The sequence below is a fragment of the Acidovorax sp. BLS4 genome, from assembly GCF_032929295.1.
Lineage (GTDB): Bacteria > Pseudomonadota > Gammaproteobacteria > Burkholderiales > Burkholderiaceae_C > Paracidovorax.
Window position 1 is genome coordinate 2,311,101 of record NZ_CP136797.1, and the last position, 20,946, is coordinate 2,332,046.

Annotated in this window: 20 protein-coding genes; 11 read left to right on the forward strand and 9 right to left on the reverse strand. The window is 68.9% G+C overall.

Annotated elements, in window-relative coordinates; all coding sequences use genetic code 11:
* The first annotated feature begins 59 nt into the window (after positions 1-59).
* From coaBC to R1Z03_RS10765, 4 genes are all read left to right on the forward strand, one after another.
* Positions 60-1,280, forward strand: coding sequence for a bifunctional phosphopantothenoylcysteine decarboxylase/phosphopantothenate--cysteine ligase CoaBC (gene coaBC / locus R1Z03_RS10750; protein ID WP_317359489.1), 1,221 nt, complete (start codon positions 60-62; stop codon positions 1,278-1,280).
* Positions 1,281-1,306: 26 nt separating this feature from the next.
* Positions 1,307-1,813, forward strand: a complete 507-nt coding sequence (locus R1Z03_RS10755; RefSeq protein WP_317359493.1) for a hypothetical protein — start codon at positions 1,307-1,309, stop codon at positions 1,811-1,813.
* A gap of 9 nt (positions 1,814-1,822) precedes the next feature.
* Positions 1,823-2,269, forward strand: a complete 447-nt coding sequence (dut, locus tag R1Z03_RS10760) for a dUTP diphosphatase (RefSeq protein ID WP_317359496.1) — start codon at positions 1,823-1,825, stop codon at positions 2,267-2,269.
* 179 nt (positions 2,270-2,448) lie between these two features.
* The gene (locus tag R1Z03_RS10765; RefSeq protein ID WP_272551741.1) at positions 2,449-2,958 is read left to right on the forward strand and encodes a glycine zipper 2TM domain-containing protein; all 510 of its coding nucleotides are present in this window, start codon (positions 2,449-2,451) and stop codon (positions 2,956-2,958) included.
* 95 nt (positions 2,959-3,053) lie between these two features.
* On the opposite strand, the gene R1Z03_RS10770 is transcribed toward R1Z03_RS10765, so the two are convergent.
* Complete coding sequence (locus tag R1Z03_RS10770; RefSeq protein ID WP_272568063.1) at positions 3,054-3,578, reverse strand: peptidylprolyl isomerase; 525 nt, start codon at positions 3,576-3,578, stop codon at positions 3,054-3,056.
* A gap of 52 nt (positions 3,579-3,630) precedes the next feature.
* Between R1Z03_RS10770 and R1Z03_RS10775 the strand changes: the two genes are divergently transcribed.
* The 3 genes from R1Z03_RS10775 (at position 3,631) to R1Z03_RS10785 (ending at position 5,819) form a co-directional block, all read left to right on the forward strand.
* Positions 3,631-4,764, forward strand: a complete 1,134-nt coding sequence (locus R1Z03_RS10775) for a JmjC domain-containing protein (protein ID WP_284430143.1) — start codon at positions 3,631-3,633, stop codon at positions 4,762-4,764.
* A 46-nt stretch (positions 4,765-4,810) separates the two neighbouring features.
* Positions 4,811-5,332, forward strand: a complete 522-nt coding sequence (locus R1Z03_RS10780; protein ID WP_317359502.1) for a hypothetical protein — start codon at positions 4,811-4,813, stop codon at positions 5,330-5,332.
* A 205-nt stretch (positions 5,333-5,537) separates the two neighbouring features.
* Positions 5,538-5,819: a hypothetical protein gene (locus R1Z03_RS10785; protein WP_284395434.1), complete on the forward strand. Its 282-nt coding sequence runs from the start codon at positions 5,538-5,540 to the stop codon at positions 5,817-5,819.
* Positions 5,820-5,994: 175 nt separating this feature from the next.
* On the opposite strand, the gene R1Z03_RS10790 is transcribed toward R1Z03_RS10785, so the two are convergent.
* The 6 genes from R1Z03_RS10790 to R1Z03_RS10815 all read right to left on the reverse strand — a co-directional run bounded on the left by R1Z03_RS10790 (position 5,995) and on the right by R1Z03_RS10815 (position 10,907).
* Positions 5,995-6,774 carry an MBL fold metallo-hydrolase gene (locus R1Z03_RS10790; RefSeq protein ID WP_317359505.1) on the reverse strand — a complete coding sequence of 260 codons (780 nt, stop codon included), beginning with the start codon at positions 6,772-6,774 and terminating at the stop codon, positions 5,995-5,997.
* Positions 6,775-6,792: 18 nt separating this feature from the next.
* On the reverse strand, positions 6,793-7,881 hold the full coding sequence (bamC, locus tag R1Z03_RS10795) for an outer membrane protein assembly factor BamC (RefSeq protein ID WP_284430146.1): 1,089 nt from the start codon (positions 7,879-7,881) through the stop codon (positions 6,793-6,795).
* Between the two features lie 62 nt (positions 7,882-7,943).
* Complete coding sequence (gene dapA / locus R1Z03_RS10800) at positions 7,944-8,837, reverse strand: 4-hydroxy-tetrahydrodipicolinate synthase (RefSeq protein WP_317359509.1); 894 nt, start codon at positions 8,835-8,837, stop codon at positions 7,944-7,946.
* A 35-nt stretch (positions 8,838-8,872) separates the two neighbouring features.
* Positions 8,873-9,421: a class I SAM-dependent methyltransferase gene (locus R1Z03_RS10805; protein ID WP_317360336.1), complete on the reverse strand. Its 549-nt coding sequence runs from the start codon at positions 9,419-9,421 to the stop codon at positions 8,873-8,875.
* A gap of 75 nt (positions 9,422-9,496) precedes the next feature.
* Positions 9,497-9,673, reverse strand: a complete 177-nt coding sequence (locus R1Z03_RS10810) for a hypothetical protein (RefSeq protein ID WP_284430147.1) — start codon at positions 9,671-9,673, stop codon at positions 9,497-9,499.
* Between the two features lie 13 nt (positions 9,674-9,686).
* Positions 9,687-10,907: an MFS transporter gene (locus R1Z03_RS10815; protein ID WP_284430148.1), complete on the reverse strand. Its 1,221-nt coding sequence runs from the start codon at positions 10,905-10,907 to the stop codon at positions 9,687-9,689.
* A gap of 137 nt (positions 10,908-11,044) precedes the next feature.
* Between R1Z03_RS10815 and R1Z03_RS10820 the strand changes: the two genes are divergently transcribed.
* The 4 genes from R1Z03_RS10820 (at position 11,045) to R1Z03_RS10835 (ending at position 18,283) form a co-directional block, all read left to right on the forward strand.
* Entirely contained in the window at positions 11,045-13,027 is a 1,983-nt protein-coding gene (locus R1Z03_RS10820; protein WP_272568075.1) for a DNA topoisomerase IV subunit B, read from the forward strand.
* 3 nt (positions 13,028-13,030) lie between these two features.
* Positions 13,031-13,879: a lytic transglycosylase domain-containing protein gene (locus R1Z03_RS10825; RefSeq protein ID WP_372588252.1), complete on the forward strand. Its 849-nt coding sequence runs from the start codon at positions 13,031-13,033 to the stop codon at positions 13,877-13,879.
* Positions 13,880-13,894: 15 nt separating this feature from the next.
* Complete coding sequence (gene parC, locus R1Z03_RS10830) at positions 13,895-16,246, forward strand: DNA topoisomerase IV subunit A (protein WP_272568080.1); 2,352 nt, start codon at positions 13,895-13,897, stop codon at positions 16,244-16,246.
* Between the two features lie 165 nt (positions 16,247-16,411).
* Positions 16,412-18,283, forward strand: coding sequence for a methyl-accepting chemotaxis protein (locus R1Z03_RS10835; protein ID WP_317359516.1), 1,872 nt, complete (start codon positions 16,412-16,414; stop codon positions 18,281-18,283).
* A 189-nt stretch (positions 18,284-18,472) separates the two neighbouring features.
* Here R1Z03_RS10835 and R1Z03_RS10840 read toward each other — a convergent pair whose 3' ends face one another.
* Positions 18,473-18,931, reverse strand: a complete 459-nt coding sequence (locus tag R1Z03_RS10840; RefSeq protein WP_284430151.1) for a RidA family protein — start codon at positions 18,929-18,931, stop codon at positions 18,473-18,475.
* Between the two features lie 194 nt (positions 18,932-19,125).
* Positions 19,126-20,790 carry a methyl-accepting chemotaxis protein gene (locus R1Z03_RS10845; protein ID WP_317359520.1) on the reverse strand — a complete coding sequence of 555 codons (1,665 nt, stop codon included), beginning with the start codon at positions 20,788-20,790 and terminating at the stop codon, positions 19,126-19,128.
* Positions 20,791-20,946 lie beyond the last annotated feature (156 nt).

Sequence of the window (20,946 nt, forward strand, 5' to 3'; positions counted from 1 at the left end):
ATCAAAGCCCCGGCCAGCGCTTTGCAAGCCCGCAGGCTCCGTCTGCTAAATTGCGCGCCATGAACGAGCTCGCCGGCAAACACATTCTCCTGGGACTCTCCGGCGGCATCGCCTGCTACAAATCGGCCGAATTCGCCCGCCTGCTCATCAAGGCCGGGGCCACCGTGCAGGTCGTGATGACCGAGGCGGCCGCGCAGTTCATGACCCCCGTCACGATGCAGGCGCTGACGGGGCGCACGGTGTACCACTCGCAGTGGGACGCGCGCGAGCCCAACAACATGCCGCACATCAACCTGGGCCGCGAGGCCGACGCGATCGTCATCGCGCCGTGCAGCGCGGACTTCATCGCGCGCCTGGCGCAGGGGCGCTCCGACGAACTTCTGAGCCTGACCTGCCTGGCCCGGCCCATCGACCGCGTGCCGCTGCTGCTCGCCCCCGCCATGAACCGCGAGATGTGGGCGCACCCGGCCACGCAGCGCAACCTGGCGCAGGTCGCGCGCGACGGCGCCGTGGTGCTGGCCGTGGGCAACGGCGACCAGGCCTGCGGCGAGACCGGTGACGGCCGCATGCTGGAGCCGGCCGAACTGCTGGAGGAACTGACGGCGTTCTTCGCGCCCAAGGTGCTGGCCGGTCAGCACGTGCTGGTGACGGCGGGCCCCACGTTCGAGGCCATCGACCCGGTGCGCGGCATCACCAACCGCTCCAGCGGCAAGATGGGCTTTTCCATCGCCCGCGCCGCGCGCGAGGCCGGCGCGCAAGTCACGCTGGTGGCGGGGCCGGTACACCTGCCCACACCGCGCGGCGTGCGCCGCGTGGACGTGCAATCGGCACAAAACATGCTCGATGCCGTAGTGGAATATGCCTCGGATGCTACTGTTTTTATAGCAACCGCTGCCGTGGCCGACTGGCGCCCTGCGCAGGCGGCCCGCCACAAGATCAAGAAGGACGGCTCCGGCGAGGTGCCTGCGCTGGCGTTCGTGGAGAACACGGACATCCTGGCCCAGGTCGCGAAATCCGAGCGCGCGCTCTCGGGGCAATTGTTCTGCGTCGGCTTTGCGGCCGAGAGCGAAGACCTGCTGCGCCACGCCAGCGCCAAGCGCGAGCGCAAGGGCGTGCCGCTGCTGGTGGGCAACATCGGCCCAGCCACTTTCGGGCAGGACGACAACGCGCTGCTGCTGATCGATGCCCAGGGGCACCGCGAACTGCCGCGCGCCTCCAAGCGCGAGCTGGCCCGCCAGTTGGTGGCCGAGATCGCCCGGCGCATTGCGGGCGCCGCCTGACATCCCGTCTGAAACTGATCCAACCCGTGCAGCATCCCTTGCGCCCCGAATGGGACACGCCGCCCGACGGCGATTTCGCAAGCTACGTGGAGCGGCTCAGCCGGATGCAGCATCCCGCCCATTCGTTGGCGCCCGGTGAGGAGCCTGGCCACTACGGCGCCCGCCCGACTGTCGTCGGTACGGCTGCGAAAGGCGCAACCGTGAAGGCGCCCGTCCGCGATGCGGTGACGCGCCCGGCCTCTCTGACGATGCCGGGCGCCCAAGGGCTCCGGCTGTTGCGCCTGGCACGGGCGGTGCTGCTCCTGCTGGTGCTGGCGAAGGCTGTGGCGTGGCTGGCTTTCGCCTGGGGTTCGCTGTTCGGCGTCGTATCGCTCGGCCTGTTGTGGTGGGGCCTGGGCGCGGCCGGGCGCCTGCTGTCCGGCGGCTCGCCATCATCGCCCGGTACCGACCGCGCCGCAGCGCTGCAAACCGTGCTGGAGGCGCTGCGCCAGGCGGCGCGCCAGCCCCCGAATTCCCGTTTTCCCAAGAAGTGAATTGAACCTGTGAAGATCGACGTCAAGATTCTCGACCCCCGCATGGCAGCGCAGCTGCCTTCCTACGCCACATCGGGCAGCGCAGGCCTCGACCTGCGTGCCTGCCTGGACGAGCCGCTCACGCTGCAGCCCAACGCCTGGCAACTGGTGCCCACCGGGATCGCCATCTATCTGAAAGACCCCGGGTATGCCGCGCTGATCCTTCCGCGCTCGGGCCTGGGGCACAAGCATGGCATCGTGCTGGGCAATCTGGTGGGGCTGATCGACAGCGACTACCAGGGCCAGCTCATGGTCAGCGCCTGGAACCGCAGCAACACGGCGTTCACCCTCGAGCCCATGGAGCGGCTGGCCCAACTGGTCATCGTGCCGGTGGTGCAGGCGCAGTTCAACGTGGTCAGCGACTTTCCAGCCACGCAGCGCGGCGAAGGCGGCTACGGCTCGACGGGCCAGGCCTGAACGGCCTGCCGCGCCATCTGTTTCCGATCTTTTGTAGGCCGGCGCCGACATGGCTGCCGGTATCTGTCTTGCCTGCCGGGCCGCGATTGCCCGTCGGGTTCCGGGGTGGGCTGCATGGTGCAATCCGCTTCACGTCAAAGGCTTTGAAGGCCTGCGCATCGCTCTGAAGGAGAACTCTCATGTCCCGTTTCATCCGCTCCGCCACCCTGGCAGGTTCCGTCGCCCTGGTGACCCTGCTCTCGGCCTGCGCCCAGCAACCGCGCTATTCCAACAACTACCCCGCCCAGCCCCAGCCGGGCTATTCCTCCTACCCCGCTGCGCAGAACCAGAACCAGAACGGCACCGAGTTCGGCGTGGTCTCCAACATCGAAACCCTGCATGCGCGCAACCGCGGCACCAGCGGCGCGGGTGCCGTGCTGGGCGCGGTGGCCGGCGGCGTGCTGGGCAACCAGGTGGGCAAGGGCAGCGGCCGCGCCGCAGCCACCGTGCTGGGTGCCGTGGGCGGCGGTGTGGTGGGTAACCAGATCGAAGGCCGCACCGGCAACAACAACGACGGCCAGGCCGAGGGCTACCGCCTGACGATCCAGCTGGATCAGGGCGGCCAGCGCGTCTATGACGTGACCACGCCAGGCGACCTGCGTACCGGCGACCGCGTGCGCCTGTATGGCGGCCAGATCTCGCGCATCTGACCTGCCATGCTCTCGTCGCCTGCCGCGCACGCGTGGCAGGCAACCCATGCAAAACGGGCCCCTCGGGGCCCGTTTTGCATGGGTCGATGAATCGGTCAGTGAAGGGTGGGTGCATCCGCCGCGGGCGGCTGGATGCGGAAGAAGCCGGTGCCGGCCGAGCCGCGGCCGATCTCTTCCTCAGTGGCCTCGCGCACGCTTTGCACGGTGAGGTGCAGGCGCAGCGCGATGCCGGCCAGCGGGTGGTTGCCGTCGAGCACGATGTGCTCCGGGTAGATCTGGGCCACGGTGTACAGCACGTCGCGCGGGGCCGCCGGGTTGGTGCCCTGTGGCAGCGCGCTGCCTTCGACCGTCATGCCTTCTTCCAGATCGGCGGGAAAGAGGTTGCGCGGTTCGAGGAACAGCAGCTGGTCCTGGTAGTCGCCGAAGGCTTCCTCGGGCTCCAGGTGCAGCGACAGCGACGTGCCCGCGGCATGGCCTTGCAGGGCCTCTTCGATGCGCGCGAGCAGATCGTCGCCGCCGACGAGAAACTCCACCGGCTCATCGAGCACGTCCAGCTCCTCGCCCAGGGTGTCTTTCAGGATCCAGGTCAAAGCGACCACACATTGTTGGTTGATTTCCATAGGAGAATTGTCGCAGTTCGACCCTCGTCCGCGCACGCGGCATCAATTCCCCATGGATGTTCAACAACCTCTGGCGCTGCTGGGCGGGCTCACGCCGGCGCAGTTCATGCGCCGCCACTGGCAGAAAAAGCCCCTGCTGGTTCGCCAGGCCATCGCCGCGTTCGACCCGCCGGTGCAACGTGCCGAATTGTTCGCGCTCGCCGCGCAAGAGGGCGTCGAATCGCGCCTCGTGCAGCACAAGGCCGGCGCGTGGAAGCTGCGCCACGGCCCTTTCGCGCGCCGTTCGCTGCCGCCGCTCACCACGCGCGAGTGGACGCTGCTGGTGCAGGGCGTCGATCTGCATGACGATGCGGTGCATGCGCTGATGGAGCAGTTTTGCTTCGTGCCGCGCGCGCGGCTTGACGACCTGATGATCAGCTATGCCTCCGATGGCGGCGGCGTCGGACCGCATTTCGACAGCTACGACGTCTTCCTGCTCCAGGCCCGGGGGCGTCGGCGCTGGCGCATCGGCCGGCAAAAGGACCTCACGCTGCGCGAGGGCATTCCGCTCAAGGTGCTGGCGCAGTTCGAGCCCGAGCAGGAGTTCGTGCTCGAGCCCGGGGACATGCTCTACCTGCCGCCGCGCTATGCGCACGATGGCATCGCCGAAGGCGAATGCATGACCTACTCCATCGGTTTCCGCTCCCCCGCCCGCAACGGGATCGCGCAGGAGTTGCTGTCGCGCCTGGCCGATGATGCCGCCGATGACGATGCGCCACCCCAGCTGTACCGCGATCCGTCACAGGCCGCGGTGGCGCAGCCGGGCGAGATTCCCCCGGCGCTGCAGGCCTTTGCCCGCCAGGCGCTGGAGCGCGCCCTGTCCGAGCCGCTGGCCCTGGAGCGCGCCCTGGGCGAGAGCCTGACCGAGCCCAAGCCCAACGTGTGGTTCGAGCCCGGGGCGGTGGGCGGCCTGCTGGAAGGCGTTCAACTGGACCGCCGCACCCGCATGGCGTATGACGTGCGCCATGTGTTCATCAACGGCGACAGCTACCTGGCGGCAGGCCGCGACGCCACCCTCATGCGCCGGCTGGCCGATGAGCGCGTGCTGCGCCCCCGCGATCTCGCGCGCGCCAGCGACGATGCGCTGGAGCTGTTGTCGTCCTGGTGCGAAACGGGTTGGGCGCACGCCTGGTCGCCGCCTGATTGATGGGCCTTTGAACGCGCAAAGGTGCAGTCACCTTAAGGAGCCACCGATGTCCGATGCATTCCCCCGCCATCCCGAAGCGGTCGCCGCACTGCCCGCCGGGCGTTTCAACGGCCGGGAAGACTTTCGCCAATGGGTGCGCGACGCGTTGGCTTGCGCGGCTCGGGAAGGCTGGAACGAGATCGTGCTGAGCGACTTCGACTTTCATGATTGGCCGCTTGGCGAGCGCGAGGTGATCGATTCGCTGCAGTCCTGGGCGCGCCGCGGGCGCCGCCTCACGATGCTGGCCGGAACGTATGACGAAATGGTGCGGCGCCACGCGCGCTTCGTGCATTGGCGGGGCGTGTGGGACCATGTGATCGAATGCCGCCGCGCGCCCACGGCAGACCGCCTGGAACTGCCCAGCGTGCTCTGGTCCGATGCCTGGGTGCTGCAACGGTTGGACCCTGAGCGCTGCGCCGGCGTGGCAGGCCGCGAGCCCGAGCGCCGCCTGCTGGCGCGCGAGGCCCTCAACGAATGGCTGCTGCGCAAGAGTTCACCGGGGTTCCCGGCGACCACGCTGGGGCTGTGAATAATGCGCTCCCCATTTTTGCGATTTACCGAAGAGAAACAAAACGTCCCGTCGGTGTTAGTCTGTATTGACGGAATCTCCCTATAATTTGCGGTTGAAGTAAAAAAAGGCGCCCCTGAGCGCCAAGCACCGCCAAAGAGCACGCTGCAAGAGGGCGCCAATGGCGGCAATTCCAATATCCGTCTGTCCAATAGGAAAAACTGAAATGAAGAACTCTCTCGTTCTGGCTGCCCTGGTCGCCTCCGTCGCTCTCGCCGCTTGCGGCAAGAAGGAAGAAGCCGCTGCGCCTGCACCGGCTCCCGCTCCTGTGGAAGCACCCGCACCAGCACCGGCTCCCGCTCCCGTGGTGACGCCTGCTGCTTCCGACGCAGCCCCTGCCATGACCGCTCCCGCATCCGACGCTGCTTCCGCTCCCGCAGGCGACGCTGCCAAGGCCGCTGCCGATGCTGCAGCAGCAGCCGCTGCCGGCGCTTCCACCGCCAAGTAAGCGATCGCTCCAACCGGCTTCGGCACACCGTGCCGGAGTCTGGCAAAAAGCCCCGTACCACCAGGTCGGGGCTTTTTTTATTGGGCGGGCCGTTTTGGCTGGTTTCGAAGGGGTACGAAATGCGAGATGCCTTGCGGACCTCAAGGCCTTACCAAGTCCGCGGCCTGCCGAAAGATCAGCCGCAGGCGATCCAGTCGGAGCCGGTGACCGGGCTGGCCACGTCCACGCGCGAGGTTTCCCACCCCAAGGCCGAGGCCAGCGCGGCCTGGGCCAGTTCGGGGCGGTTGTTCTGCGCGCTGAGGTGGGCCGCCACCACGCGGCTCAGCCCCGTGTGCTGCATGACCCGCAGGATGTCGGCGGCCACGGTGTTGGCCAAGTGGCCGTAGAGGCCGCTGATACGGCGCTTCAGGAACGCCGGGTAGCTGGAGACGGCGAGCAGATCGGGGTCGTGGTTGGATTCCAGCAGCAGCGCATGGCAGCCTTTGAGGTGGGCCAGCACATGGTCGGTGGCATGGCCCAGGTCGGTCAGCAGGCCGATGTGCGTCGCGCCATCGCTGCAGCGCAGCTGGAGCGGCTCGCGGGCGTCGTGCGGCACGGTGAAGGGCAGGGCCTCGAACGCGCCCAGATCGATGGGCAGGCCATCCTGTGCGATGTTCAGCAGCCCGTCCAGTTCGGGCGCGCCGATGGCCGCGTAGGTGCCATGGCTCATCCAGACCGGAATGCGGTGCCTGAGCGCCAGTTTCTCCATGCAGCCCACGTGGTCCGAATGCTCGTGGGTGATGAACAGGGCGTCGAGGTCATCGGTCGACAGCCCGGCAGCGGCCAGGCGCGATGCCAGTTGCCGCGGCCCCAGCCCGCAGTCAATGAGCAACCGCCGCACCTGCGTGCCGCAGCGCCCCTCCACCACCGTGGCGTTGCCCGAACTGCCGCTGCCCAGGTTCTTGAAACGCAGCACGCAGTCCCGGGCCCTGAATTACTTCAGGTCGTCCGTCAGCACGCGCACGATGCGCTCGGCGTTGGCCGACGTCTCGGGCGCACCGGCGGCGTTCAGGACGGACACCGTGCTTTTGTTCTCGGCGCTGCGCACCACGACGCGGTACTTGACCGGTGCCGCAGCATCCGACGAGCGGCCCAGCAGCTTGCCGAAGAAGCCGGGGTCCTTCTTCTCGGTGGGCTCGACGTAGCGCACGAAATAGATGCCCTGGGCACGGTCGCGGTCTTCCACGGTGAAGCCGGTGCGGTCGAGCGCCAGGCCCACGCGGCGCCATGCACGGTCGAAGTTCTCGTCCAGTTCCACGACGGGCACATTGCCCTGGCGCGCCATGCGGGCCGTGGGCACTTGCTGTGCGGGCGCGGCGGCGATGGCGCGGGACTGTTCTTGGCTCACCCCCAACTTGACCATCAGTCGGCGCAGGAATTCGGTTTCCAGTTCCGGATCGACCGGGCGGGGCTGCCACACGGTGCTTTCCTTCTGGGCGGAGGTGTAGACCTCGACCATGCCGCGGTGGCTGATGAAGATTTCGGTGCTGCCATTGGGGCCGCGCTCCAGACGAGTGCGGAACTTGTCGCGCTCGCCGGTGGAGTAGACCGAGTCGAACATCTTGCCGATGGTGGAGCGGATGATGTCCTGCGGCAGCTTGGCGCGGTTCTCTGCCCAGTCGGTTTCCATGATGCCGAGGTTGGCCTGGTCCTGCACCAGCACGAAGCCGTTCTCGGTCCAGAAGTCGCGCACCGGGTCCCACAGGACGTCAGCGGGGCGGCTCACGACCAGCCAGCGCTGGTTGCCGTCGCGTTCGATGCGCACGTCGCCGATGTTGCGCGTGGCTGCGTTCACGGCGCCCACGGGCTTTTGCGACTGGCCGGCCTCGAAGGCGGCCGCCGACACCACGCCACCCGGCACGGCGTAGCGCGAGTCGCGCGAGATCTGGTTCAGGTCCGGCGGCACTTCGAGCGTCGCGCCCTTGGTGGCGCTTTTGTAGTCGATCTTGTCGCTCTCCAGGACGGAGCAGGCGGACAGGGCCATGGCAAGGCCCAGCAGGCCCAGGCGGTTGATAGCGTTCACGCGGAAATCCTCTTTGGTGTCTGGGGAGAGCGGGGCAGGCAAGGCGGCAGGCTTTGATGGATTTACAGCAGGCCGCTGGCGCGAAGGGCGGCTTCCACCACGGCTTCGTTGCCTTGGCTCAGCGGGGTCATGGGCAGGCGCATCGCGCCGCCGCACCGGCCCAGGCGGTGCATGGCCCACTTCACCGGAATCGGGTTGGCTTCGACGAACAGCTGCTTGTGGGTGGGCATGAGCTGGAACTGGATTTCCATGGCGCGGCGCACATCGCCGGCCAGCGCGGCCACGCACAGTTCGTGCATGAGGCGTGGCGCCACGTTGGCGGTCACGCTGATGTTGCCCTGGCCGCCGCACAGCATGAGCGCCACGGCCGTCGGATCGTCGCCGGAATACACGGCGAAGCCCTTGGGCACGCCGCGGATCAGCCACTGCGCGCGTTCGATGTTGCCGGTGGCTTCCTTGATGCCGATGATGCCGGGCACCTGCGCCAGGCGCAGCACGGTGTCGTGCAGCATATCGGCCACGGAGCGGCCGGGCACGTTGTACAGCACGATGGGCAGGTCGCCCACCGCTTCGGCGATGGCCTTGAAGTGCTGGTACTGGCCCTCTTGCGTGGGCTTGTTGTAGTAGGGCACGACCTGCAGTTGCGAGTCGGCGCCGACCTTCTTGGCGAAGCGGGCCAGCTCGATGGCCTCGGCCGTGGAGTTGGCGCCGCAGCCGGCCATGATGGGCACGCGCTTGGCGGCCTGCTCGACGGCCACGCGGATGATTTCGCAGTGTTCTTCGACGTTCACCGTGGGCGACTCGCCGGTGGTGCCCACCACGCCGATGCAGTCGGTGCCTTCGGCGACGTGCCAGTCGATCAGTTGGCGCAGGGTGGGGTAGTCCACGCTGCCGTCCTCGTGCATGGGGGTGACGAGGGCGACGATGCTGCCGGTGAGAGAGCTGGGAGGGGTCATGTCCGCGGTGGAAAACGGGTAAAGGAGCATTCTAACTAGAGCGGCGGTGCGAGCCGGTGGCGTGCCGGTGCGGCCCCCTCTTGCAGCCGGACCGCGGCGATGCGCTGGACGAATCGCTCCGGTGCATCGAGGAAGCCATCTTCATAGGCCACCGTGCACAGACCCGCGCAGGCCTGCAGCAGTTCCCCGGGCCGCAAGAGAAAGTCCGGCCGGGCCGGGCGGCCGACGGTTTCGTTGCCCGCGGCGAAGGTTTCGTACAGCAGCACGCCGCCGGGCGCGACGCTGGCCACCAGCGTGGGCAGGAGCGGCCGCCACAGGTACCGGGTGACGACCACGGCGCCGAAGGTGCGGCCCGCCAACGGCCAGGGCCCGGCTTCGATGTCCGCGCAGAGGATTTCGCCCAGCCCCCGCAGCGGGGCCAGCACGTCGGGGTCGCGGTCCACGCCGGTCACGGGATGCCCGCGCCCGTGGAGCCAGCGCAGGTGCCGGCCGCTGCCGCAGGCCACGTCCAGCACGCTGGCGCCGGGCGGCAGGAGATGGGCCCAGCGCCGGACCCATTCCGAAGGCGGCTCAAGGCCGTGAATGGCTGGCATTTGCTATGAAAATAATAGCATTCAAGGCAATGAAATCGCCGGCATGAAGGCGATTTGGCGCCATCGTCAGAAGCAGGCCCACAGCTGGTCGGCCATCATCACCACGAAGTCCGGCTCCGCATACAGGAGGAACACGGCGGCCAGCAGCACCGCGCCGGCGGCGCCCCAGGCCCACGCCCGGTGGGCGCGAGCTGGGCGCGCGGTGCGGGCAGGGCCCGGCGAGGGGTGCGGGGTGGGCGGCATGTTCCGGCGCTTTTCAGGCGGAGGCCGGTTGCGGCGCCCGGTGGATCGGGCTTTCCTTGACCGGCAGGTTCACCAGTCCGGCCAGCACGCCCAGGCCGATGGCCAGGTACCAGACCAGGTCGTAGCTGCCGGTGGTGTCGTACAGGTAGCCCCCCAGCCAGACGCCCAGGAAGCTGCCGATCTGGTGGCTGAAGAACACGAACCCGCCCAGCATGGACAGGTGCTGCACGCCGAAGATCTGCGCCACCGTGGCGTTGGTGGGCGGGATGGTGGACAGCCACAGCACGCCCATCACCGCCGAGAACACGTACACCGACAGCGGCGACAGCGGCACCAGCAGGAACACGCTGATCGCCACGGCCCGGGCGAAGTAGATGAAGGCGAGGATGTAGCGCTTGGGATTGCGCTGGCCCAGCGTGCCGGCGATGTACGTGCCGAACACGTTGAACAGACCGATCAGCGCCAGCGCGTAGCTGGCCACCTGCGGCGACATGCCGTGGTCCTTGAGGTAGCTGGGCATGTGCACGCCGATGAACACCACCTGGAAGCCGCAGACGAAGTAGCCCGCCGTCAGCATCAGGAAGCTCGGGTAGCGCAGCGCCTCGCCCATGGCCTGGCCCACCGTCTGCGAGCGCGGGGTGGCGGTGCGGCTTCGAAAGCCCGGCTCGCGCAGGCCGAAGGCCAGCGGCACGATCAGCAGCACCATGGCCGAGAGCACCAGCAGCGCCTCTTGCCAGCCCAGGCGCACGATGAGCTGGCCCTCCACCGGCACCATCAGGAACTGCCCGAACGAGCCGGCCGCCGCCGCCACGCCCATGGCCCAGGAACGCCTCTCCGGCGCGATCTGCCGGCCCAACACGCCGTAGATGACCGCATAGGTGGTGCCCGCCTGCGCCGCGCCGATCAGCACGCCCGCGGTCAGGGCGAAGAGCGCCGGCGTGGGCGACAGGGCCATGCCGACCAGGCCCAGGCCGTACAGCACGGCCCCGCCGATCAGCACGCGGAAGGCGCCGAACCGGTCGGCCGCCATGCCCGCGAAGATGCCGAAGCAGCCCCAGGCGAGGTTCTGCACCGCGATGGCCAGCGCGAACGACTGGCGGGTCCAGCCCATGTCCTGGGTGATGGGCTGCAGCCACAGCCCGAAGCCGTGGCGGATGCCCATGGACAGCGTGACGATGGCGGCGCCACACGCCAATACCTGGGCCATGGACAATTTCTGGGGGTCTTGAGGCATCCGGCAAATGTAGCCAAAGCGGCGCATTCGCGTGCACGCCTTCGCGACCCATTCCACCGCGGGCATCGGCGGCGGGTGAAAAGAGGGCTGGGTTTATATCCAGCCCATCCGGCCCTGCGGCACTACAATCCGCCCCCATGGCAGCCAAACCCTCCTCCACCCCGCCAAGCGAATACTCCGAAGGCTCGATCCGCGTCCTCAAGGGACTGGAACCCGTCAAGCAGCGTCCGGGCATGTACACCCGCACCGACAACCCGCTGCACATCATCCAGGAAGTGCTGGACAACGCGGCCGACGAAGCGCTCGCCGGCCATGGCAAGAAGATCAAGGTCACGCTGCACGCCGACGGTTCGGTCAGCGTGGAAGACGACGGCCGCGGCATCCCGTTCGGCCTGCACCCCGAAGAAAAGGCCCCGGTGATCGAACTCGTATTCACCCGCCTGCACGCGGGCGGCAAGTTCGACAAGGGCTCGGGCGGCGCCTACAGCTTCTCGGGCGGCCTGCACGGCGTGGGCGTCTCGGTGACCAATGCGCTGGCCCTGCGTCTGGAGGCCAGCACCCACCGCGAGGGCAAGGTGGCCCGCCTGGTGTTCGAAGGCGGCGACGTGACCGAGCCGCTGGTGGCCCGACCGCTGGCCGCCGGTGAGCGCAAGCAGGGCACCACGGTGCGCGTGTGGCCCGACGGCAAGTACTTCGAGGCGACCGCGCTGCCCATGGGCGAGCTCACGCACCTGCTGCGCAGCAAGGCGGTGCTGATGCCCGGCGTGTCGGTCTCCCTCGTGAACGAGAAGACGCGCGAGACGCAGACCTGGCAGTACAAGGGCGGCCTGCGCGACTACCTCGGCCAGACGCTGAACGCCGACCCGGTGATCCCGCTGTTCGAAGGCGAAGGCTTCGCCGACCGGCACCACGAGAGCTTCGCCGAAGGCGAGGGCGCCGCCTGGTGCGTGGCCTTCACCGAAGACGGCCACCCGGTGCGCGAGAGCTACGTCAACCTGATCCCCACCAGCGCGGGCGGCACGCACGAAAGCGGCCTGCGCGACGGCCTGTTCAATGCCGTCAAAAGCTTCATCGAACTGCATTCGCTGCTGCCCAAGGGCGTCAAGCTGCTGCCCGAGGACGTCTTCGCCCGCGCCAGCTACGTGCTGTCGGCCAAGGTGCTGGACCCGCAGTTCCAGGGCCAGATCAAGGAGCGGCTGAATTCCCGCGACGCGGTGCGGCTGGTGAGCGGCTTCGTGCGCCCGGCGCTCGAGTTGTGGCTGAACCAGCACGTCGACTATGGCAAGAAGCTGGCCGAGCTGGCCATCAAGGCCGCGCAGACGCGCCAGAAGGCCGGCCAGAAGGTCGAAAAGCGCAAGGGCTCCGGCGTGGCCGTGCTGCCCGGCAAGCTCACCGACTGCGAGAGCCGCGACCTCGCCCACAACGAGGTCTTCCTGGTCGAGGGCGACTCGGCCGGCGGCAGCGCCAAGATGGGCCGCGACAAGGAAAGCCAGGCCATCCTGCCGCTGCGCGGCAAGGTGCTCAACACCTGGGAGGTGGACCGCGACCGGCTTTTCGGGAACACCGAGATCCACGACATTTCCGTGGCCATCGGCGTGGACCCGCACGGACCCAACGATTCGCCCGACCTCTCGGGCCTGCGCTATGGCAAGGTCTGCATCCTGTCCGATGCCGACGTGGACGGCTCGCACATCCAGGTGCTGTTGCTCACCCTGTTCTTCCGCCATTTTCCGAAACTCATCGAGACCGGCCACATCTACGTGGCACGCCCGCCGCTGTTTCGCGTGGACGTGCCGGCGCGCGGCAAGAAGCCGGCCTCCAAGATGTATGCGCTGGACGAGGGCGAGCTGGTGGCCATTCTCGACAAATGCGCCAAGGACGGCGTGGCGCGCGAGAAGTGCCAGATCAGCCGCTTCAAGGGCCTGGGCGAGATGAACGCCGAGCAGCTGTGGGAAACCACGCTCAACCCCGACACGCGCCGCCTGCTGCCCGTGCAGCTGGGCGACATGGACTTCGCCGCCACCGAGGGCCTCATCACCAAGCTGATGGGCAAGGGCGAGGCCGCCGCGCGCCGCGAACTGATGGAACTGCACGGCGACGCCGTGGAAGTGGACATCTGAGCCATGGCCTGGCGCGACCGGTTCGGACGTTCGGGCCTTTCAGGCCTCTGGCGCATGGTTTGCGCCGGCATGCTGCTATTGTTTTTGCAGCAAGCGGCGCGCGCCGACCTGTGGGCCTATGTGGACGAGCGCGGCGTGACCCACTTCGCGGCCGAGCAGGTGGACGGGCGCTACGGGCTGTTCTTTCGCGGCAACGATTTCGACTCCACCCGCGACGGCCCGGCGGCGGCATCCGCGGGCGCCACCGCGGCCACGCCGTCCGGTGCCCGGCTGCTGGCCTTCTTCGACATCTCCCCCGACTACAAGCGCGTCAAGCACCACCTGCGCGCATCGGCCAGCCAGAACGGCGTGGACTACGAACTGCTGCAGGCATTGATCGCCACCGAATCGGGCTTCGACGCGCGCGCCGTATCGCCCAGGGGCGCGGTGGGGCTGATGCAGCTCATGCCCGCCACGGCGTCCCGCTTCGGCGTGGCGGGCGAGGCGCGCCGCTCGGTGGAGCAAAAGCTCACCGAACCGGCGATCAACGTGTCGGCCGGCACGCGCTACCTGCGGCACCTGCTGGACCTCTTCGACGGCCGCACCGACCTGGCGCTGGCCGCCTACAACGCGGGCGAGGGCGCCGTGCAGCGCGCCGGCAACCGAATTCCGGCCTACCGCGAAACGCAGAACTACGTGAAAAGCGTGCTGGGCCTGTATGCCCAGCTCAAGCCCCCGGCACCGCTGCTGGCCCACCGGGCCACGCCGGGCCGCGTGCGCATGGAACTGGGCGCCGGTTCCGATGACACCCCTTCCCAAAGCGCTGCGGCCGGCCTGCCGGTCCGCACCGTCGGCGCCCCGCGCGCCCCTTGACCTTCGATTTCCCGAATGAGCGACCAAACCCCTCTCGATCTTTCCCCGCCCGAATCGGACGACAGCCTGGGCCTGGCCGGCTACGCCCAGCGCGCCTACCTGGAATATGCCCTGTCCGTGGTCAAGGGCCGCGCGCTGCCCGACGTGTGCGACGGCCTCAAGCCCGTGCAGCGCCGCATCCTCTACTCCATGGACCGCATGGGCCTGGGGTATTCGGGCCCGACCCGCAACGTGGCGGCCAAGCCGGTCAAGAGCGCCCGCGTGGTGGGCGACGTGCTGGGCCGTTTCCACCCCCACGGCGACCAGTCGGCCTACGACGCGCTGGTGCGCCTGGCGCAGGACTTCAACCAGCGCTACCCGCTGATCGATGGCCAGGGCAACTTCGGCAGCCGCGACGGCGATGGCGCCGCGGCCATGCGCTACACCGAGGCGCGGCTGTCGCGCATCACCAGCCTGCTGCTCGACGAGATCGACGAGGGCACGGTTGATTTCATGCCCAACTACGACGGCAGCACGCAGGAGCCGCGCCAGCTGCCCGCGCGCCTGCCGTTCGCGCTGCTCAACGGCGCCAGCGGCATCGCGGTGGGCCTGGCGACCGAAATCCCCAGCCACAACCTGCGCGAGATCGCCGATGCCTGCGTGGCGCTCATCAAGGCGCCGCAGCTGTCCGAGGCGGAGCTGATGGCCATCGTGCCCGGGCCGGACTACCCCGGCGGCGGCCAGATCATCAGCACGGCGGGCGACATCGCCGACGCCTACCGCACGGGGCGCGGCAGCCTCAAGGTGCGCGCGCGCTGGAAGATCGAAGACCTCGCGCGCGGCCAGTGGCAGCTCATCGTGACCGAGCTGCCGCCCGGCGTCAGCACGCAGAAGGTGCTGGAGGAGATCGAGGAGATCACCAACCCCAAGGTCAAGGCCGGCAAGAAGGCCCTGTCGCAGGACCAGGTGCAGCTCAAGGGCAGCGTGCTGGCCGTGCTCGATGCCGTGCGCGACGAGTCCAGCAAGGACGCGCCGGTGCGCCTGGTGTTCGAGCCCAAGACCGGCAAGGTGCCGCAGCAGGAACTGATCACCACGCTGCTGGCGCACACCAGCCTGGAGACCTCCTCGCCCATCAACCTGACCATGGTGGGGCTGGACGGCAAGCCAGTGCAGAAGTCGCTGCGCAAGATGCTGGAGGAATGGATCGCCTTTCGCCAGGGCACCATCGTGCGGCGCTCGCAGCACCGCCTGGGCAAGGTGCTGGACCGCATCCACATCCTCGAAGGGCGGCAGATCGTGCTGCTCAACATCGACGAGGTGATCGCCATCATCCGCGCGAGCGACGAGCCCAAGGCGGCGCTGATCGCGCGCTTCGCGCTGTCGGACCGGCAGGCCGAGGACATCCTGGAAATCCGCCTGCGCCAGCTGGCGCGGCTGGAGGCCATCAAGATCGAGCAGGAGCTGAAGGAGCTGCGCGCCGAGCAGGGCAAGCTGGAGGACATCCTGGGCAACCCCGGTTCGCTGCGGCGCCTGATGATCCGGGAGATCGAGGCCGACGCCAAGACCTTCGCCGATGCGCGCCGCACGCTCATCCAGGCCGAGAAGAAGGCCATCGCGGAGGTGCGCGTGGTGGACGAGCCCGTGACCGTGGTCGTCTCGCAAAAGGGCTGGGTGCGCGCGCGCAGCGGCCATGGGCACGAGCCGGGCAGCTTCGCCTTCAAGGCGGGCGACGGCCTGTATGCCACCTTCGAATGCCGCACGGTCGACACGCTGCTGGCCTTCGGCAGCAACGGCCGGGTGTACTCGGTGGCGGTGTCGCTGCTGCCCGGCGCGCGCGGCGATGGCCAGCCGGTCACCACGCTCATCGAGCTGGAGTCGGGCACGCAGCTGCTGCATTATTTCGCCGGGCCGGCGGTCGCCACGCTGCTGCTGGCGGGCTCGGGCGGCTACGGCTTCCTCGCCTCGGTCGAGAACATGACGGCGCGCCAGCGGGGCGGCAAGGCCTTCCTCTCGCTGGGCGAGGGCGAGACCGTGTGCCGCCCGTCCCACGCCTGGGGCACCAGTGGCGCGCAACTGCTGGCGCCGGCCACGCACGTGGCCTGCGCATCGGCGGGCGGACGCATCCTGACCTTCGAGATCGGCGAGCTCAAGACCATGGCCAACGGCGGCCGGGGCCTGATGCTGATCGACCTGGAGCCGAAGGACACGCTGGCGGGCGCAGTGGCGTACACGCGCAGCATCCGCCTGGAAGGCCTGGGGCGCGGCGGCAAGGAGCGCGAGGAGACGCTGGAGATCCGTTCGCTGAACAACGCCCGCTCGCCGCGCGGGCGCAAGGGCAAGGCCGCCGATCTGGGCTTCAAGCCGTCGGCGGTGTTCCGGGTCGAATAACCCCCCGGTCGCCGCGCAGCCGCCCAGCGGCCCGCGGCGACGGGCGCTGGGGCTGCGCAGGCGCGCGGGCCCGCGCCCAAGGGTTTGTGCCCTGCACAAGGCCACCCAACCATGCGCACCATGGAGACCTCTTTCCTGGGTTGTTGGAGCCAACGGAGATCGGCCATGAAGAATCTGCGCATTTCCCACAAGCTCTGGGGGGCTGTCGCCGCGATCGTGATCGCGCTGGCCGCCGTGGTCGGCACTTCGGCCTACCGCTCGGCCGCCACGCAGGCCCGCTCCGCGCAGGTCACGGCCGACATGGCCATGCGGGTGGAAGCGGCCCTGCGCTGGGCCGGGCTTACCGAGACCAACGCCGCGCGCACGCAGGCCGTCATCGTGAGCAGCGATCCGGCCGTGGAGGCGGAGTTCAAGGACCTGATCGCGGCCACGTCCGCGCAGATCACCGAGGTGCAGAAATCGCTGGAGGCCTTGCCGCTGTCAGAGGCCGACAAGGCGCAGATGGCCACCATCGCCAACGCGCGCAAGGTCACGATCGACCTGCGCACGCGGGCCCGCCAGCTGAAGGCCGGGGGACAGCAGGCCGAAGCCACCACGCTGGTCAAGCAAAGCTACAACCCGGCCGTGTCCGCCTATCTGCAGACGCTGCGCGATTTCGTGCAGCTGCAGCAGCGCAATGCCCAGGCCGGGCAGCAGGCCGTGGCCGCGGAGCGGCTCGTGACCGTGCGCATGGGCGCCCTGGCCGTGGCGCTGCTGGTGGCGGGCATGGTGGCGGGGGCTTATTTTTTGATCCGCAGCATCCAGCAGCCGCTGGCCGAGGCCAACGCGCTGGCCGCGCGCATCGCGGGCGGTGACCTGAGTGGCACGCAGGCCTCGGTGCGGGGCGACGAGCTGGGCGACCTGCTGCGCTCGCTGCAGACCATGGGCGATTCGCTGGGTCGCGTGGTGCAGCAGGTGCGCCGCAGCACCGACAGCATCGCCATCGCCAGCGCGGAGATCGCCGCGGGCAACCAGGATCTATCGGCACGCACCGAGCAGACGTCCAGCAACCTGCAGCAGACCGCCGCGACCATGGAGCAGTTCTCCAGCACCCTGCAGCAAAGCGCCGGCAGCGCCCGGGAGGCCAGCGGCCTGGCCGAGGGCGCCTCGGGCGTGGCGCGGCGCGGCGGCGAGGTGGTGGCGCAGGTGGTGGCCACCATGGAGGAGATCCAGCAAAGCAGCCGCAGGATCGAGGACATCATCGGTGTGATCGATGGCATTGCCTTCCAGACCAACATCCTGGCGCTCAACGCCGCGGTCGAGGCCGCGCGGGCCGGCGAGCAGGGCCGGGGCTTCGCCGTGGTGGCGGGCGAGGTGCGCCTGCTGGCCGGGCGCAGCGCCGAGGCCGCGCGCGAGATCAAGGGCCTGATCGGCGCCTCGGTGGAGCGGGTGCATGCGGGCTCGCGCCTGGTGCAGGACGCGGGCGCCACGATGGCGGACATCGTGCAGTCCGTGCAGCGCGTGGCCGACATGATCGGCGAGGTCACGGCCGCGACGTCGCAGCAGAGCGCCGGCATCTCGCAGGTGAACCAGGCCGTCGGCCACCTGGACCAGATGACGCAGCAGAACGCGGCGCTGGTGGAGCAGAGCGCTGCTGCGGCCCAGAGCCTGCGCGAGCAGGCGGACCAGTTGACCCGCACCGTGTCGGTGTTCCGGGTGGATCACGGGGTGGGTTTTGCGCCGGGTGCCGCGGCGGCGTCGGCCCCGGTGGCCGCGCCGGCAGCGCGCCTTGCACCGCGTCCGGCACCGAACCCCTCACCGCGTGCCGTTGCCGCACCGTCAAAGGCGTCGGCCAAGATTCCGGCCCAGGGGGCCAGGCCAACGCCTGCGCCGGCGCTCCAGGCGGCAGGCGCATCATCGGCCAGCGCAGCGGCCGCAGGCGGCCGCCCCGCGCCTGCCAGTCCGCCCCCACCGAAGGGCAGCGCGCCTGCCCCGAAGCCCGCAGCCGCAGCACGCGCGACGGCGGGCGGTGGGGACGATGACTGGACGTCGTTCTAGGGAATCATTGACACGCACCGGATGCGAAGCCCCCGATGCATCAGGGGGCTGCCGGCCGTGGGGCCATCGCGGGGATGGCCGTCGAAAACAGGGGTGACCCGCAGCGCTGGCAGGTCCCGGTCTCGACGGGGTGGGTGCCCCAGGCCCAGGCCTGCGCCAGCCACCCCTTGCGCCAACGAGGGCGCGCGATCAGCCCAGTTCGGCGATCAATTCGATTTCGACGCACGCACCCATGGGGATCTGCGCCACGCCGAAGGCGCTGCGGGCGTGCACGCCCCGGTCGCCGAACACCTGGCCGAACAGTTCGCTCGCGCCGTTGGTCACCAGATGCTGTTCGGTGAACTCGCCCGTCGAATTGACCAGGCTCATCACCTTGACGATGCGCTTGACCCGGTTCAGGTCGCCACCGGTGGCCGCATGCAGCGTGCCCAGCAGGTCGATGGCCACGGCCCGCGCGGCCGCCTTGCCTTCTTCGGTGGTGATGCTGCGGCCGAACTGCGCGGCCCAGGGCTTGCCGTCCTTGCGCGCGATGTGTCCGCTCAGGAACACCAGGTTGCCGGTCTGCACGTAGGGCACGTAGGCCGCGGCGGGGACCGAGACGGGGGGCAGGGTGATATCGAGTTCTTTCAGCTTGTCGTAAACGCTCATGGTGTTCCTTGGCAACGGGAGGAGTGAGAAGGCAGAAAAAGGCCGCAAGCCCCCGGGGGCCTGCGGCGCAGCGCGCAAGTGTTGCACAACCGGCTGGCGGTTCTCTGCGTTCGCCGTTCCTCGCGGCGGCGCCGGCACCTGGGGCGCGCTGGTCCCGCTCACGCGCCGGGATCGTTCATCCCGTGGCCGCCCGCTCAGGCGAGGGCCGGGCGGCGTGGCTGGAAGGCCGGGGGCAGGGCGGCCTTGGCGGGGCTGCGCAGGGCGGGCTGGCCGGGGGCGGACAGCACGGCCTGGGCATCGAGCTTGAAGATCGCGACCGCGTCCACCAGCCGGCGCGTCTGCTGCTCCAGGCTCTGCGCGGCGGCGGCGCTTTCTTCCACCAGCGCGGCGTTCTGCTGCGTGGTCTGGTCGATCTGGCTGATGGCCTGGCTGATCTGCCCGACGCCGGCGCTCTGCTCGGCGCTGGCACCGCGGATCTGCGCCACCATTTCGGTCACGCGCTGGATCGCGCCGACCACTTCCTGCATCGTGCGGCCGGCCTCGTCCACCAGTTCGGAGCCCTGCGACACCCGCTCCACGCTGGTGCCGATCAGGCCCTTGATCTGCTTGGCGGCGTCGGCCGAACGGCCGGCCAGGCTGCGCACCTCGGAGGCCACCACGGCGAAGCCCCGGCCCTGCTCGCCGGCCCGGGCGGCTTCCACGGCGGCGTTCAGGGCGAGGATGTTGGTCTGGAAGGCGATGCCGTCGATCACGCCGATGATGTCGGAGATCTGCCGCGAGCTGTCGTTGATGTCCTTCATGGTCTTGACCACCTGGGTCACCACGCCGCCGCCCTGGGTGGCCACCGTGGTCGCGTCCTGGGCCAGCTGATCGGCCTGCTTGGCGTTGTCGGCGTTGTTGCGCACCGTGGTGCTGAACTGTTCCATGGTGGATGCCACCTGCTCCAGCGCGCTGGCCTGTTCTTCGGTGCGCTGGCTCAGGTCGGTGTTGCCCGTGGAGATTTCCATCGATCCGGTGGCGATGGAGTCGCTGGCGTTGCGCACCTCCGCCACGATGGACACCAGACTCTGCTGCATGGTGCCCAGCGAGGCCAGCACGCTGCCGGGCAGGGCGTTGGACAGGCCGGCCATGTCGGACAGGTCGCCCTGCGCCACGCGCTGGGCCGCGGAACTCAGTTCGGAAGGCTCTGCGCCCAGCGAGCGGGTGAGGCTGCGCGTGATCAGCACGCCGGCGATGGCCGCTGCGGCGAAGGCCAGCAGGCAGGCGCCCAGCAGCAGGGACCGCTGCCACCGGAACTCGGCCTCCGCCTCCTTGACCATGGCGGTCGCCCGCTGGTCCGTGGCGAGCGAGTATTCGTTCGTCTTGGCGATCAGCGCGGCCAGCAGGGGGCGGCATTCCGCGTTCATCTTGGTGGTGGCCTGCTCACGCTGGCCCGACACGGCCAGGTTGATGATGTCCAGGGCCACGGTGCCGTAGGCCTGCTCCACCTTGTCGATCTCACCCACCAGGGTCCTGATGGCCGGGGGGACCTCGCCGTGGCTGACCATGTCTTTCAGCTTGGCCATGTTGGCCTGCACGTCCTTGTGCGCCTCAATCGCCGCCGCCTTCTCCACCGCCACGTCGGCATCGCTCTTCACCAGCACCAGGTTGCGGGCCGCGATGGCCCGGCGGTCCACCGCCATGCGTATCTGCTCGGACAGCTTGGCGCGGGCGGCCACGCCGTGCACGTAATCGCTGAAGTTCTCGTTAGCCCCGTTCAGCCCCCACACCGCCACGCTGGAGGCCAGCAGTACGAGCAAGGCCAGCACCCCGAAGGAAAGCGTCAACTGGGCTTTGACGGTGAGATTTCGCAGCGACATAGGGCACTCCAAATGGGTTATTTGATAAATATGATTCAAATGATAAGCAACATTCTGTAAAAGTAAAGGTGAATCGACCCTAGATTGGCCATGAAGTTGGGCTATGCCAATAGGCGGAAAGCACCGGGCTGTAGCGAAAAGGAAACGCTGCCGTCG

What these genes read in the sequence shown, in the direction of transcription:
- coaBC (WP_317359489.1), top strand. Translation starts at nt 60, where the DNA reads ATGAACGAGCTCGCCGGCAAACACATTCTCCTGGGACTCTCCGGCGGC.
- R1Z03_RS10765 (WP_272551741.1), top strand. Translation starts at nt 2,449, where the DNA reads ATGTCCCGTTTCATCCGCTCCGCCACCCTGGCAGGTTCCGTCGCCCTG.
- R1Z03_RS10770 (WP_272568063.1), bottom strand. Translation starts at nt 3,578, where the DNA reads ATGGAAATCAACCAACAATGTGTGGTCGCTTTGACCTGGATCCTGAAA.
- R1Z03_RS10775 (WP_284430143.1), top strand. Translation starts at nt 3,631, where the DNA reads ATGGATGTTCAACAACCTCTGGCGCTGCTGGGCGGGCTCACGCCGGCG.
- R1Z03_RS10780 (WP_317359502.1), top strand. Translation starts at nt 4,811, where the DNA reads ATGTCCGATGCATTCCCCCGCCATCCCGAAGCGGTCGCCGCACTGCCC.
- R1Z03_RS10785 (WP_284395434.1), top strand. Translation starts at nt 5,538, where the DNA reads ATGAAGAACTCTCTCGTTCTGGCTGCCCTGGTCGCCTCCGTCGCTCTC.
- dapA (WP_317359509.1), bottom strand. Translation starts at nt 8,837, where the DNA reads ATGACCCCTCCCAGCTCTCTCACCGGCAGCATCGTCGCCCTCGTCACC.
- R1Z03_RS10810 (WP_284430147.1), bottom strand. Translation starts at nt 9,673, where the DNA reads ATGCCGCCCACCCCGCACCCCTCGCCGGGCCCTGCCCGCACCGCGCGC.
- R1Z03_RS10815 (WP_284430148.1), bottom strand. Translation starts at nt 10,907, where the DNA reads ATGCCTCAAGACCCCCAGAAATTGTCCATGGCCCAGGTATTGGCGTGT.
- R1Z03_RS10820 (WP_272568075.1), top strand. Translation starts at nt 11,045, where the DNA reads ATGGCAGCCAAACCCTCCTCCACCCCGCCAAGCGAATACTCCGAAGGC.
- R1Z03_RS10825 (WP_372588252.1), top strand. Translation starts at nt 13,031, where the DNA reads ATGGCCTGGCGCGACCGGTTCGGACGTTCGGGCCTTTCAGGCCTCTGG.
- parC (WP_272568080.1), top strand. Translation starts at nt 13,895, where the DNA reads ATGAGCGACCAAACCCCTCTCGATCTTTCCCCGCCCGAATCGGACGAC.
- R1Z03_RS10835 (WP_317359516.1), top strand. Translation starts at nt 16,412, where the DNA reads ATGAAGAATCTGCGCATTTCCCACAAGCTCTGGGGGGCTGTCGCCGCG.
- R1Z03_RS10840 (WP_284430151.1), bottom strand. Translation starts at nt 18,931, where the DNA reads ATGAGCGTTTACGACAAGCTGAAAGAACTCGATATCACCCTGCCCCCC.
- R1Z03_RS10845 (WP_317359520.1), bottom strand. Translation starts at nt 20,790, where the DNA reads ATGTCGCTGCGAAATCTCACCGTCAAAGCCCAGTTGACGCTTTCCTTC.